Below are 14,734 nucleotides of genomic sequence, written 5' to 3' on the forward strand. Positions count from 1 at the left end.
AATTGCATTTTAGTTTCTTCTTAAAAAATAACCGAATGCCTAATTTTTGATGATTTTTTTAGCTATTGAAAGCCCTTCAGCTTCAACCTTAATTAAATACACACCTTTAGATAATGGATTTGTATTAATAGTTTTATTAATATTATTGACTTTAGTATCAATAACTTTTTTTCCTAAGACATCGTATAACTTTACACTAGCTTCCTCAATCTGTAATGGCAACTGTATTGTTAATTGATTAGAAACAGGGTTTGGATATAATTTTACTGTAGTCGTATCGTTTTGAAAATTGGTATTAGATAACGTTCTTGCTAAATCTAAATCTGGAATACCGTAGCCCAGAAAATTATCTGGTGTATTATATTGTGATGCCGACTCACGTACCACTTGCATTATTTCGGCATTTGATAAATTTGGTAACGCTTGCCATAAACACACAATACCTCCCGCTAAAATTGGAGCACTAAAAGACGTTCCGTTTAAAGTCGTAATATTATCATTAGTATTTATAACATAACTAGCTTGACCTTGTGCTACAACATCTGGTTTTTGAGTTGGTTGTGCACTACTACCTCTAGAACTAAACGATGCATACGTACCATCTGCTTTAACCGCTCCGATACTAAATACACCCGCAGCATCTGCAGGAGCACCAACAATACCCCAACTTGAAGACCCTGAATTACCTGCTGAATTAACTACCAAAATTCCTTTTTCAAAAGCGATATTAGCACCTTTGGTAATATAAGCTGTATTCCCATCCATTTGGGCTGGTGTATAACTGTAATTAGGATTATCAAACGTGGTATACCCTAAAGATGAGTTAATAACATCCACACCTAAACTATCTGCACGTTCTGCTGCCTCTATCCATAAACTTTCTTCTAAAGGTGTTTCCGTCGCTGCATTTTCTGTTCTAAACAAATAATAACTTGCATCAGGCGCTGTTCCAACAAACTGATCTTCAATAAAACCAGCCATATCACTTAATACCCAAGTCCCGTGCGAGTTTCCTGTGTAAGCATAAATATCTGTATTGCGATCTACAAAATCATAACCTCCTAAAATTCCGTTAGCATCTCTTAACCGTTGAAACCCATTCATGGTATTTACATTAGTAAAACCTGCATCTATAACAGCGACCGTCATACCGGTACCGGTATAACTGTTTACATGTTGATGTAAATTGTCAACCCCAATCATAGTAACCTGATTTGTGGTATTTCCGTAGGTGAAGTCTGTTAAACTAGCTTCAAAATCATGTTTATTTTGATTTGCACTTGGTCTTGCATTTAAACTAGTATCTGCATAATCTATACTGCTAACTACTAAATTACCATTAACGGTAACTGTTAGTAAGGCATTAATATCAGCTTGCGTACCTAAGACATGTAATGCGTTAAACCATTTAGATTTTGACATAACTGTAATTCCTGACTGTGATTTTACAGCAGAAATATAACTCTCGTCCACGGGGACATCTCTAAAATCTATGCTAACATTATGTGCCGCTTTACGGTCCAATGCTTTTTGAGTTAAGATTGAAATAGGATTAGCTAAAGCTACTGCGCTATCAGGCTTGTCTGCTAAATACACCCAAGCATGTTCCTGAGCAAATAAGCAAGATGAAAAAGCGAAAAATAATAAAAAGTATAGGTGTTTCATGTCAGCAACAATTTGTTACTGCAATTTAAGAAATTACACCTGAACCAACTAATTCTTCATCCAAATACCAAGCAACAAATTGCCCTTCAGTAATTGCAGATTGTGGGTTTTCAAATTCGACATATAACCCAGACTCAACTTTATGCAATGTTGCATTTTCTAATGGTTGTCTATATCTAATTCTAGCTAAAACCTGCATAGTTTCGTCTGTATCTAATGCTAAATCTTCTCTAACCCAATGCAACTCTTCATTAGACACAAATAATGCGCTTTTATACAAACCAGGATGTGCTGTGCCTTGTCCGGTATAAATAACATTTTCTTTTACATCTGTATCAATTACAAATAAAGGTTCTACTGTACCACCAACTGCCAATCCTTTACGTTGCCCTTTAGTAAAATAATGTGCACCTTGATGCTTACCCATTATTTTTCCTTGAGACACCTCATAACTTGGTTTTCTAGATTGGTATTGTAGTTCTTCTAATTTAGAATTAAACGTCGGTACTGTTTCATTATAAAAAGCATTATCCTTCGGAATCTCAACAATAACACCTTCTTTTGGTTTAAGTTGTTGTTGCAAAAATTCTGGCAATCTTACTTTTCCAATAAAACATAACCCTTGCGAGTCTTTTTTATCTGCAGTCGTTAGTTCTTGTTCTTTTGCTATTGCTCTAACTTCAGGTTTTAATAATTCTCCAACCGGAAACAACGCTTTTGCCAATTGCTCTTGAGATAATTGACATAAAAAATAAGACTGATCCTTATTAGGATCTTTTCCTGCCAATAATTGATGTACATCTTGTCCATCTTTAGTTAATGTTGTTTTACGACAATAATGTCCTGTTGCAACATAGTCTGCACCTAAATCTAAAGCAATTTTCATAAAGACATCAAATTTGATTTCTCTATTACATAATACATCAGGGTTTGGCGTACGTCCTTTTTCATACTCGTCAAACATATAGTCTACAATGCGTTCTTTATATTGCTCGCTTAAGTCTACCGTTTGAAACGGAATTCCTAATTTTTCTGCAACCAGCATCGCATCATTACTATCGTCCAACCAAGGACACTCGTCAGAAATAGTAACAGAGTCATCATGCCAATTTTTCATAAAAAGACCAATAACCTCATAACCTTGCTTCTGTAATAAATACGCAGCAACACTAGAATCTACACCTCCCGACAAACCAACAATAACTCTTTTTTTCATGACAATTTTTAAAATAGACTGCAAAGATAAGGCTTTCTGTAAAATTTACTACCACTTAGCACTAATTGGACAATCACCATAATAGACTGAAAAACAATATTTTAAAAACTTTAACAAATCTTTAAAATATTAATGTTTAATCTTTTTATAGATTTGTTAAACAAAACAACAAAAAAAATAATTATTATGAAAAATTTAAAAACATTATCACTAGCTTTTTTAGCAATTGTAACATTTTGGTCATGTAGTGACGACGATGATGCTGCGGTTATGGAACCTCAACAATTAAACATTGTAGAAACTGCACAAGCAACACCTAGTTTAAGTATTTTAGTTGAAGCTGTAATTCAAGCCGATTTAGTCAATGCCTTATCTGCATCAGGTAGCAGAACCGTATTAGCGCCAACAAACGATGCCTTTACTGCTTTTTTAGCAGCCAAAGGATTTGACTCTTTAGCAGATGTACCGGATGATGTTTTAACACAAATTTTATTAAACCACGTTATTGATGGCGCAAATATCATGTCTTCAGATTTAGCAGGAGCAACAGGATACACTAACACTTTAGCATCAGGTCCAAACGACTCTAACTTGAGTTTATACTGGGACGGAACTTCTGGAGTAACATTTAATGGCGCATCCAATGTAGCTTTAGCAGATGTATCAACATCTAACGGAATTGTACATGTTGTAGATGCAGTAATAGATTTACCAACAATAGCAACTTTTGCAACTACAAACCCAGGATTATCAACATTAGTAGATGCCTTAGCCTATGCAGATACAGGTGCACCAACAGTACCATATATTACAACAGTATCTGATGCAACAGCAGGACCATTTACAGTTTTTGCACCAACTAACGCAGCATTTGGAGACTTACTAACAGAACTTAACGTAACCGCTCTTACAGATATAGACACAGCAACTGTTGACGCTGTATTAACGTATCACATTGTTGGCGCAAACGTACAATCGTCAATGCTAACATCAGGAACCGTAACTACTATTGGAGGAGACATCACTGCAGATACAACAGCATTTACACTTACAGATGCTAATAACCGTGTAAGCAATATTATAACATCTTTAGTAGATATTCAAGCAGTAAACGGTGTTGTACACGCTATTGACAAAGTAGTTTTACCACCACAAATGTAATCACACAACATAATATATAGTTTGATATAAACACATTCTTCCCTTAATTAACAGGATTTATTTAGATCAAACAAAAAAAACGCCTTATTTTATTAAGGCGTTTTTTGTATTAATAACATTAAATAAGTTATCCTTTTTTATCTAAATCTTTTTCTTCTACTACTGCTCCATTTTTATAACGTTTCCAAATGCAACACTTAACATCATCTCTATAGTACCCTTCAGTAGCAATAACACCTTGCTTATTATAGGCTTTATAAACACCATCAAATTTATCGTTTTTATACGTAATCACTTTAATAAGCTTACCATTTTCTGCAAACCAATTAGCTTCTCCGTGTAAAAGTCCATCTCTGTATAATGCCTTTTCTGCAACCTGTCCACTTAAATAATATACCTGGCGCAACCCTTCTAATTTACCTTTATCGTTATACAACTCTTCCGTCATAACTTGATCAGATTTATTATGGTAAATCACCCATTTACCAATATGGTTACGACCACGCATTTTACCTTCGCTAATTTTTCGTTTATTACTAGATAAAAAAGTAACCTGTGCCACGTCGTTATCCGCATTAAATACTTTAGTTGCAGTTAACACCGCCTTACCATCAATATTTTTATAAAAATTAAAAGTCCCAATTTCTTTACCATGATCAAACTGACCTTGATATCGCGTAACTTTTGTGTTTTTAAACGTTTTTTTCCATTCACCATGACGCTGTCCATTAGCATCAAACTGATTTAAATCCTGAGCAAACAAGATGCAGTTAGTAAATAAAACAACCAATACAATACTTAATCTTTTCATTTAAAATGTAATTATAGCGCTTTCGCGGAAACTAGGCCTTATGGCTTAACGTTAATAACTTGATATTGTTATAACAAAAAAGCTGCCAAACTTAACTTTTACGTTAAAGCTGACAGCTAATATTGTAAAACCTATCCGAATTTTAGCTGTGCAAAAACTCACCTTCCTAGAAAGAAAGGAATTATTAGGTTCTTATTTTTTCTTATTCTTTTGTTGCATTTGTTTCTGCTTTTCAGCTTGCTCCATCATCGTCTTCATTTTTTGCTGAAACTTGCTTTCCTTTTTAGGCTTTGCTTTCTGAACCTGAATATTAGCATGTATTTTTTCTTCATCTAAGATAAAATTCTTGATTACTAATAAAATCCCGATACTAATTAAGTTAGAAATAAAGTAGTATAAACTTAAACCTGATGCATATTGGTTAAAGAAAATAAGCATCATAATTGGTGCAAAGTATATCATGTACTTCATCATTTTAGCCATATCTGGCATACCTTCTTGCTGTGGTGCAGACATCTGGTTTTGTCCAGTCGTCAACTTCATGTAAAAGAAAATAGCAATAGCAGCTAAAATTGGGAACAAACTCACGTGATCTCCGTATAACGGAATACTAAATGGTAATTCCGCTACAACATCATAAGATGATAAATCCTCTGCCCATAAAAACTTTTTCTGTCTTAAAGCAAATGCAATCGGGAAAAACATAAATAAGGCATAAAACACAGGCATTTGTATTAACGCTGGTAAACAACCAGCCATAGGACTAGCTCCTGCTTTATTTTGAAGCGCCATAGTCTCTTGTTGCGCTTTCATTTTATTATCCTTATGCTTTTCTCTAATAGCATCTAATTCTGGTTTTAACACCTTTAATTTCATTTGCGATAAGTATTGCTTGTACTGTACAAAACTCATTGCTAATTTAATTAAGATAGTCATTACAATAATGGCAATACCATATGGTAAGAACGAACTTAAGAATCCAAATAATGGGAAAAATAAATACTTGTTAATCCATCCAAAAATACCCCAACCAAATTGAACACTTTCTTCTAAGTTATTATCGTATTGTTTTAAAATCTCGCTATCTGTTGGACCGTAGTACAACTTAAGATTATTATTAAGATTAGAACCACTTAAAGCTAATGCTGTTTTTGTAGAAAACTGCTTTGTAAAAATAGAATCTCTAGCTTCGTCTTCTACTAAATTTTTAGATGTAATAGCAACTTCCTTAAAAGGCTTGTCTGTTACTAGTATAGAACTAAAAAAGTGTTGTCTGTATGATAACCAATCTACATCTTGTTCAACCTCATCATCCTCACTCATTTGAGACAATTTATCAACGTCTCCTTCTGCTTGGTATGTTAAACGCGTGTATCTGTTTTCAAAACTGATACTTTGATCGTGTCTGTATGTTTTTTGAGTCCAATCTAAATTAATTGGATTTGATGTATTTATTGCTGTTTCTAAACCTTGAGATCTTATTGTAAAATCAACCATGTATTGGTTAGGCTTAATCACGTAATTATATTCTAAAAACTTGTTTTCAGCAGTTTTTAACTTCATAGACACAATAGTGTTGTCTCCACTTTTAGTTACTGTTGGCTGAAAATATAAATCTTTAGTATTTAAAGTACGATTATCTGTAGTTTGAAACTGAATATTAAAAACAGAATTACCATCTTTTACTAAATAGATTGGAATAGAATCAAAGTCTACAAAGTTTTTAAGTCTTACCTCTGATAAATGTCCACCTTTAGTATTAAATTTTAAATCTAAAACATCATTACTAACGTTTAATTGATTGTCTTTAAAACTAGATGTTGCTGCAGAATATGCAAAATCTCCAATTTTAGATTGTAAAGCTGCTACTTGAGCAGAATCTTTTGGGATTGAATAATCTACCGCTGTAGTAACCTTAGTATCTGATTGCGTAGCTGCTTCAGCCTTTTTATTAGCTTCAATTTGCGCTTGCTTTTCTGCCTCTTGTTCTTTTAATTGTTCAGGAGTTGGCTGGTTTTGCCACATCATGAATAATAAGATTGCAAAAATTAAAACAAATCCTATTATCGACTTAACGTCTAGTTTTTTTTCTTCCATAATTGTTTGGTTCCTCTTATTTGTAAGGAATAATTAATTAGTCAAATATACGACCACTTTTAAATAGGTGTCAAATTGACACTTATTTTTTCTTACTATGTTTTAAACTTGCTTGTACAAATGCCACAAATAAAGGATGTGGATTGGCTACTGTACTTTTATATTCTGGATGATATTGTACTCCAACAAACCAAGGATGAGATGGGTTTTCTACAATCTCTACCAATTTAGTTTCTGGGTTGTAACCCGTTGCTTTTAAACCTGCAGCTTCCACTTGATCTTTAAACGTGCTATTAAACTCGTATCTATGTCTGTGACGCTCTTTAATATCTTGAGATTTGTATACTTTATAAGCTATACTATCTTTTTCAATATGGCAATCCCATGCACCTAATCGCATAGTACCACCTTTATCTGTAATTGTTTTTTGATCTTCCATGATATCAATCACAGGGTTTGTAGTATCAGGATCCATCTCTGTAGAGTTAGCATCAGCTAATCCCATTACGTTTCTACAAAACTCAATAACTGCCATTTGCATTCCTAAACAAATTCCTAAAAACGGAATGTTATTTTCACGGACATACTTGATTGCTGTTATTTTACCTTCAATACCACGCTCTCCAAAACCTGGAGCTACTAAAACACCATCTAAATGTGATAGTTTCATTTTAATATTATCTGCATTCAAATACTCAGAATGTACAGACTCTACATTTACTTTAACTTCATTCTCCGCTCCTGCGTGAATAAACGATTCTAAAATTGACTTATAAGAATCTTGCAACTCAACATATTTACCAATTAATCCGATTGTAATTTCAGATTTTGGGTTTTTATGACGCTTTACAAATTGGTTCCATATTGTTAAATCTGGAACATCGCTATTTAAAGCTAATTTTTTAAGTACTACTTTATCTAGACCTTCATCTAACATCATATTTGGCACATCATAAATTGTTGATGCATCAATAGATTGTATGATTGCGTCTTCACGTACATTACAGAATAATGCTAGTTTACGTTTTAAATCTGATGGTAACTCATGCTCTGTACGGCATACTAAGATATCTGCCTGAACACCACTTTCCATTAAAGTTTTTACACTATGTTGTGTTGGTTTTGTTTTAAGTTCTCCTGCTGCTGTTAAATACGGAATTAACGTTAAGTGAATCACTAATGCGTTATTATCCCCTAAATCCCATTTAAGTTGTCTTACTGCTTCTATGTAAGGTAAAGACTCAATATCTCCTACAGTACCACCAATTTCAGTAATTACGATATCAAATTCTCCAGAATTACCTAAAATTTGGATTCTGTGTTTAATTTCGTCTGTAATATGTGGAATAACCTGTACTGTTTTTCCTAAAAACTCACCTCTACGTTCCTTTTGTATTACACTTTGGTAGATACGTCCCGTCGTTACGTTATTAGCTTGACTAGTCGGTACGTTTAAAAAACGCTCGTAATGCCCAAGATCTAAATCTGTTTCTGCACCATCGTCAGTCACATAGCATTCGCCATGTTCGTATGGATTTAACGTCCCTGGATCTACGTTAATATAAGGGTCTAATTTCTGGATTGTGGTTCTGTAACCTTGTGCTTGAAGTAGCTTAGCAAGAGATGCTGCTATAATTCCTTTTCCTAGAGAAGAAGTTACTCCTCCCGTTACAAATATGTACTTAGTTTCTGATGTCATGTTGCGTTGTTAAACGCTAGCAAATTTATGATTTTTAGTTGAAACTAATCCTGTTTACTGTTTTATTTTTGGAAGAATTTGGAATCCGCTTTTAAATGACAACCAAGTCGATAAAACCTTTGAATTTATTGTTTATTTTAACACCTTTTATCAGAATATATAAAAGTTCTACCAAACCGTTACCTCGGTTTTGGATACTGTTTTTTAATATTTCTAATTAGATCTTCCAAACCATTAAGTTTAACGGTATAAATAGTGTCTAGCATCTCTCCTAGCTTCCCTTTTGGAAACCCTTTGCTATGATACCAAACCACATAATACTCTGGTAAGTCTATTAAAAATCGGTCTTTGTATTTTCCAAATGGCATTTTAGTGTGTGCCAATTTAATTAGAAACTCTTTGTCAGGTTCAACTTGTTGCACTACCCTTTAGATTTAAATTGTGATACAGATTTTAAACGCTTAGTAATACTATCCTGCCATTTTTCTTGTCCTTTGACATCAATAGAATATTCGCTTTCCGTATCGTATGCATTTTGCATAGCCATTAAGTCTGCTTCTATTTTTGCATGCATATCTTGAAGTGTTTGTGCTAAATCTTCGTGTAGTTTAACATTTGCTATACGTTGTCTAAATAGCCTTGCATGCAACTCTGTAATATCAAAGTGCAATTGCTCATGTCCTAAAACATGTATATCGACTTGATCAGACTTACACCAAGAATGTTCTGGATAGAAAAAGGCCTTAACTAATGTTTTAAAACCTTGTACTTTTTGAGTACGTTTATATTTATTAATAGAATAACTAAAAGTAATACCAGATGCTGTTACTGCAACAGCATCTGTATCCTTATTAGGTTGTCCCTTAAAATCTTTCCATGATAACTTGTAATGTTCGCTCCAAGATAGCTCTTCCATTGCATCACTTTGCAATAGAAAAAAACTAACCATAAGAAACATATACTTTAGCATAGATTAATTTAACGTTACCGGATTGATTTTTATTGTTTTACCTCGACAATCCTTAAGTCTTGGTATTTTACTATATAAACTGCGTCGTTATAATACCCTCCAAACAGCTTCTTCTTATAAGCAAATTTATTTTCTACATAAGTCGTTAATGCCGACTCATTTGCTGATAGATATAAATCGTCTGAGGTTACTAAACGTAATACCACATCCATTGTTATATCAAATCCTCTAACCGCGTAATCGTTTGGTGTTTCATGATACAATGCTTGGTAACGTTTAGCAAAACTATTACTAGCATCCTCACTAAAAGATTTGTTTATTGACCCGTAAGTAAAACTTAAGTTAGACAAGTGCATGTTGCTGACCTCATCACTTTCAAACGCGTTATTTTTATCGGTTGTTGTTAAAACAATCTCTTTTTTAGTTTTTGGATCTATTTTAGAATTTAAAACACTTGTTACATTAGATATAAATCCTGGATTAGCAGTTTCTAAAAACACAACGTTTCTACCTGCCTTTATTGCAAGATTTATATCGTCTTCCATAATGTAATAAGCATCAGCTCCTGTTTTAGTGACTTTTCTAGAAGAAATCATCTTAGCATTTGGAAATGACTTTTTAAGCGCATTTGCTGTTGCTCTATTTTTCATATCAGAAATGATAATAAAATTAGCAGTACTATCGGCTTTAAAATGACTTAATAATTTTTCCTGTAACAAATTTTCTGCAGGTCTAGATTGAAATACATTATCAATTAAGTTTACCTTTTTTGTAATTGGAGATACTAAAGGAATATTTCTACTTTTTAATGACGCTGCTGCTGTATTAAACACTTTTGACATTACTGGTCCAATCACTGCTTGTACGCCATCAAAATTATTTGAGCGTACTATAGATAATACTTTACTTTCTCTATTTTCCGTATCATAAACATCAACCTTTAAGTTAATGCCTAATTTAGATAAACTATCCAATGCTATTTTTACTCCAGAATAAAATTCTAGCGATGTACTAATTAGTCTATCCTTTTTAATTAATTGCTTAGCGTCTGATACTGCACCAGAATCTATGGCATCCAATTTAAAAGGCAACATAATTGCAATATGCTTAGTTGACCCATCTAAATTACGTGTTGTCAAATCAGACGTCACGCCTTCTGATCCTGAAGTTACAGCTACGCCTCCTTGATTTTCTGAAACTAAATTAGCATCAAAAGGTACTTTTAAAACCATCCCTTCTTTTAACCCTACAGTTAATAAGTCTGGATTTAATTGCTCTAACTGCTCTTGTGTCAACCCCGTTTTTAGCTTTAATCTGTAAAACCCTTCTGACTTTAATACCGTATAATAACTGTATTTTTCGTCAATTACTTTTACGTCTTGAACCTCTAAATTTGGAACAAGAATAATATCTCCAGGTTGTAATACATCCGCCATATTTGGATTTAAATCCTCTAATGCCTGAACAGTCATACCGTATTGGTAAGCAATACGCCATTTACCTTCTTTAGGTTTAACTGTATGTGCTTTTGTTGCGGACTTAACTGCAACTTCCTCTTTAGTAATTTTGTAAAGCGGAATTTGAATTTTATCTCCTTTACGTAAGTTATTTGCGTATAAATCTGGATTATGTTTTTTTATATCCTCTTGCGTTACATTGTACTTTTTAGATAAACTGTATAACGTTTCTTTACGTTTTACTTTATGCTTTTTAAAACCATCTAATGTTTTAACCTCTGTAAGTGTTGTAGTATTTGATACAACAGTACCGTTTGGAATTATTAAAACCGAGTTAGTTCTTAACGCCTTTCTAGCATCCGGATTTAAAGCATAAATCTGAGATTTAGACACGCTGTATTTAGTCGCAATCTGCTCTATAGTTTCTCCAACTTGTACTTTGTGCGTTTTGTAATTTTGCGCTTTCGCGGAAGCACAGCCAAACATTACGACTACGCTTAAGATATATATTAATTTTCTCATATGTTATTTATACGTTTCAAACTGCGTTAGCGGTTGTAATGGCATCCTTTTTTTTGCTGCCATATATGGCAAAAAAAAGATATAATGGAAGACGCGACCCTTGTGGTAACGCCCAACTTATTATAAAATTTTTAAAAAAGGAGGTTTTATTCCCACTCTATAGTTGCTGGTGGCTTACTACTTATGTCGTAAACTACCCTGTTAACGCCTTTTACTTTGTTTATTATATCGTTACTTGTTTTTTGTAAAAACTCGTATGGTAAATTTACCCAGTCTGCAGTCATACCATCAGTACTTTCTACAGCTCTTAGTGCTACACATTTTTCGTAAGTACGCTCGTCTCCCATTACACCTACACTATTTACAGGTAGTAAAATAGCACCTGCTTGCCATACTTTATCGTATAATCCTGCGTCGCGTAATCCGTTAATAAAGACAGCATCTACATCTTGTAAAATTTGTACTTTCTCTGCTGTGATGTCTCCTAAAATCCTGATTGCTAAACCTGGTCCTGGAAATGGATGACGTCCTAAAAGGTCTTTATCCATACCCATACTTGCACCAACACGTCTTACTTCGTCCTTAAACAAAGCGCGAAGTGGCTCTACAATTTTTAATTTCATGTAGTCTGGTAATCCACCTACATTATGATGACTTTTTATAGTTGCACTTGGTCCTCCTGTTGCACTTACACTTTCTATCACATCTGGATAAATTGTCCCTTGTGCTAACCATTTTACATCTTCGATTAGATTTGCTTCTTGGTCAAAAACCTCGATAAACGCGTTACCTATGGCTTTACGCTTTTTTTCTGGATCGCTCAGTCCTGCTAATGCATCCAAAAAGCGTGCCGAAGCGTCTACACCTTTTACGTTTAAGCCCATCCCTTTGTATTGTTCTAATACTTCTGTGAACTCATTTTTACGTAATAATCCGTTATTTACAAATATGCAGTATAGGTTTTTGCCTATTGCTTTGTGTAATAACATGGCTGCTACTGACGAGTCTACTCCACCTGATAGTCCTAGAACGACTTTATCATCTCCTAGTTTTGCTTTTAGGTCGTCAACGGTTTCCTGTACAAATGCATTTGGTGTCCAATCTGGATTTACATTTGCTATAGCTACTAAAAAGTTTTCTAATAATTGTTTACCATCTTTAGAGTGGTATACTTCTGGATGAAATTGAATGGCGTAAGTAGATTCTCCTTCAATTTTATAAGCCGCGTTTTTTACATCATGTGTACTGGCTAATAATTTACCGTTTGTTGGTAAGTTTTTAATAGTATCACTATGACTCATCCACACCTGGCTACCTACCGATATGTTTTTGAAAAAGGCATCCTCTTCCACAAAACTCAAGTTGGCACGTCCGTATTCGCGTGTGTTTGATTCGGCTACTTCACCTCCAGAAAAATGTGCTAAATATTGTGCACCGTAACAGACAGCTAGCATTGGCTTTTTGCCTCTAATCTCTGATAAGTCAGGATGAAAAGCATCTTCTGATCTTACAGACATTGGACTACCAGAAAGTATAACTGCCTTGTAATCGTCTACGTTTTTTGGTGGTTTGTTAAATGGGTGTATTTCGGAATAGATGTTAAGCTCTCTAACTCTGCGCGCAATTAGTTGTGTGTATTGCGATCCGAAATCTAATATAAGTACTTTGTCGTGTTGCATGCACAAAAATAGTAATTGCTTTGATAAATACTATTTATGATTTATTAAATTTCTACTATTTTTTCAACAATTTACTTTTCTTATTTCATAGACTCCAAAATAGCCTTAATATCTTGCTCTGTAGTATCAGGATTTATAAAACAAAAACGAGATACCGTCTCAAAACTTTGACCTGCTTTCCACTTGGTTGGTGTTACTAATGCAAACCCTTTATCATGGTTAGCAAATGTCCAGTCTCTATAGTCATCCGGAGCCCAACCTTTACGTCTGTATAACACACAAGATAAACTTGGCTCTCTAACCAACTCTACATGATCCATATCTTTAATTAGTTGCCCTGCAATGGTTGCTAGTTCTAGACCTCTTTCTACTGCTTGTTTATATCTATCAGTACCGTGTGTTGCTAAGCTAAACCATAAAGGCAAACCACGTACACGACGTGTTAATTGTATTTGATAATCTGTTGGATTAAAACCGTGCGCACCTTCGTCTTTAAAAATATCTAAGTAAGATCCTTCTTGCGAATGTGCCTTTTTTGCTAATTCTGGTTGCTTGTATATTACAGCTCCACAATCATACGGAGAGAACATCCATTTGTGTGGATCTATTGTAATACTGTCTGCTTTTTCAATACCGTTAAACAAATGTCTAACCGAGTCTGCTGCTAATGCACCTCCACCATAAGCTGCATCTACATGCAACCATAAGTGTTCCTTCTCGCAAATAGCTGCAATCCCCTCTAAATCGTCAATAATACCTGCATTAGTAGTTCCTCCTGTTGCTACTACTGCAAATAAACGTTCTTTCTGGTGTACTGTTAAACCGTCCATAGTTTGCTGTAATGCAGCACCTTTTAAACGGTCTTCCGTATCTACTAATAAAACATCTACATCAACCACTTTAGCCATAGCTTTTATAGAAGAGTGGGCGCCGATAGATGTGATTATTAAACCTTTTCTGTTTTTATTGTCGTTGTTTAAACTTCTCCAATACTCACGTGCAGTAACAATTGCAGATAAGTTTGCTGCGGTACCACCACTTGTAAAAACACCAAATGCACCTTGTGGTAATCCTGTTAAAGACACGATCCATTTCATGGCTTCGTTTTCACAAAAAATTCCTCCTGCACCTTCCATCCAATACGCACCATGTATACTTGACGCGGATGTTACTAAGTCAAATAAAATAGACGCTCTTGTGGGCGCTGCTGGTACAAATGCTAAATGACGTGGGTGATCTATTTTTACGTTAGCATGCATTAAATGTTGCTTCCATAGATTAAAAGCAGTCTCTCCACCAATACCTTTATCCGTTACAGTTTCTCCGACTAACGCTTTTAATGTTTCAGCTTTTTGCGGTTTACCTATTACGTCTTCCGTTTTTGAAATACGATCGATGGTATATTTCATGACGTCTAGCGTCATTTCGACTAAATCTAAATCTATTTTATGCATAAC

General features: G+C 34.3%; 11 protein-coding genes. 1 reads left to right on the forward strand and 10 read right to left on the reverse strand.

Annotation, left to right across the window (positions count from 1 at the left end; all coding sequences use genetic code 11):
- Positions 1–39: 39 nt before the first annotated feature.
- Positions 40–1,665: a S8 family serine peptidase gene (locus tag ACZ2G2_RS01210; protein WP_470393557.1), complete on the reverse strand. Its 1,626-nt coding sequence runs from the start codon at positions 1,663–1,665 to the stop codon at positions 40–42.
- Between the two features lie 25 nt (positions 1,666–1,690).
- Positions 1,691–2,896 carry a tRNA 2-thiouridine(34) synthase MnmA gene (mnmA, locus tag ACZ2G2_RS01215; RefSeq protein ID WP_262496856.1) on the reverse strand — a complete coding sequence of 402 codons (1,206 nt, stop codon included), beginning with the start codon at positions 2,894–2,896 and terminating at the stop codon, positions 1,691–1,693.
- Positions 2,897–3,067: 171 nt separating this feature from the next.
- Between mnmA and ACZ2G2_RS01220 the strand changes: the two genes are divergently transcribed.
- On the forward strand, positions 3,068–4,042 hold the full coding sequence (locus tag ACZ2G2_RS01220) for a fasciclin domain-containing protein (RefSeq protein WP_470393559.1): 975 nt from the start codon (positions 3,068–3,070) through the stop codon (positions 4,040–4,042).
- A 127-nt stretch (positions 4,043–4,169) separates the two neighbouring features.
- Here ACZ2G2_RS01220 and ACZ2G2_RS01225 read toward each other — a convergent pair whose 3' ends face one another.
- The 8 genes from ACZ2G2_RS01225 to ACZ2G2_RS01260 form a co-directional block, all read right to left on the reverse strand.
- Positions 4,170–4,853 carry a toxin-antitoxin system YwqK family antitoxin gene (locus ACZ2G2_RS01225; RefSeq protein ID WP_470393561.1) on the reverse strand — a complete coding sequence of 228 codons (684 nt, stop codon included), beginning with the start codon at positions 4,851–4,853 and terminating at the stop codon, positions 4,170–4,172.
- Positions 4,854–5,045: 192 nt separating this feature from the next.
- A complete protein-coding gene (yidC, locus tag ACZ2G2_RS01230; RefSeq protein ID WP_470393563.1) occupies positions 5,046–6,950 on the reverse strand; it encodes a membrane protein insertase YidC in 1,905 nt (634 codons plus the stop codon).
- 82 nt (positions 6,951–7,032) lie between these two features.
- Positions 7,033–8,649 carry a CTP synthase gene (locus tag ACZ2G2_RS01235; RefSeq protein ID WP_101203015.1) on the reverse strand — a complete coding sequence of 539 codons (1,617 nt, stop codon included), beginning with the start codon at positions 8,647–8,649 and terminating at the stop codon, positions 7,033–7,035.
- 179 nt (positions 8,650–8,828) lie between these two features.
- Positions 8,829–9,071 (reverse strand): DUF3820 family protein, encoded by a 243-nt coding sequence (locus ACZ2G2_RS01240; protein ID WP_470393566.1) that lies wholly within the window; start codon positions 9,069–9,071, stop codon positions 8,829–8,831.
- A complete protein-coding gene (locus tag ACZ2G2_RS01245; protein ID WP_245741115.1) occupies positions 9,071–9,598 on the reverse strand; it encodes a DUF922 domain-containing protein in 528 nt (175 codons plus the stop codon). The genes ACZ2G2_RS01240 and ACZ2G2_RS01245 overlap by 1 nt, the downstream gene beginning before the upstream one ends.
- A gap of 50 nt (positions 9,599–9,648) precedes the next feature.
- Positions 9,649–11,598 (reverse strand): PBP1 and LysM peptidoglycan-binding domain-containing protein, encoded by a 1,950-nt coding sequence (locus tag ACZ2G2_RS01250; protein WP_470393568.1) that lies wholly within the window; start codon positions 11,596–11,598, stop codon positions 9,649–9,651.
- Between the two features lie 146 nt (positions 11,599–11,744).
- Positions 11,745–13,277, reverse strand: coding sequence for a glutamine-hydrolyzing GMP synthase (gene guaA / locus ACZ2G2_RS01255; protein WP_090839192.1), 1,533 nt, complete (start codon positions 13,275–13,277; stop codon positions 11,745–11,747).
- Positions 13,278–13,357: 80 nt separating this feature from the next.
- Entirely contained in the window at positions 13,358–14,731 is a 1,374-nt protein-coding gene (locus ACZ2G2_RS01260) for a pyridoxal phosphate-dependent decarboxylase family protein (RefSeq protein WP_282069543.1), read from the reverse strand.
- Positions 14,732–14,734 lie beyond the last annotated feature (3 nt).

The sequence above is a fragment of the Olleya sp. KKT75 genome, from assembly GCF_055635485.1.

Excerpts from the sequence above, each read along its gene's own strand:
- ACZ2G2_RS01210 (WP_470393557.1), bottom strand. The coding sequence starts at position 1,665 with ATGAAACACCTATACTTTTTATTATTTTTCGCTTTTTCATCTTGCTTA.
- ACZ2G2_RS01220 (WP_470393559.1), top strand. The coding sequence starts at position 3,068 with ATGAAAAATTTAAAAACATTATCACTAGCTTTTTTAGCAATTGTAACA.
- ACZ2G2_RS01225 (WP_470393561.1), bottom strand. The coding sequence starts at position 4,853 with ATGAAAAGATTAAGTATTGTATTGGTTGTTTTATTTACTAACTGCATC.
- yidC (WP_470393563.1), bottom strand. The coding sequence starts at position 6,950 with ATGGAAGAAAAAAAACTAGACGTTAAGTCGATAATAGGATTTGTTTTA.
- ACZ2G2_RS01235 (WP_101203015.1), bottom strand. The coding sequence starts at position 8,649 with ATGACATCAGAAACTAAGTACATATTTGTAACGGGAGGAGTAACTTCT.
- ACZ2G2_RS01245 (WP_245741115.1), bottom strand. The coding sequence starts at position 9,598 with ATGGTTAGTTTTTTTCTATTGCAAAGTGATGCAATGGAAGAGCTATCT.
- ACZ2G2_RS01250 (WP_470393568.1), bottom strand. The coding sequence starts at position 11,598 with ATGAGAAAATTAATATATATCTTAAGCGTAGTCGTAATGTTTGGCTGT.
- guaA (WP_090839192.1), bottom strand. The coding sequence starts at position 13,277 with ATGCAACACGACAAAGTACTTATATTAGATTTCGGATCGCAATACACA.
- ACZ2G2_RS01260 (WP_282069543.1), bottom strand. The coding sequence starts at position 14,731 with ATGCATAAAATAGATTTAGATTTAGTCGAAATGACGCTAGACGTCATG.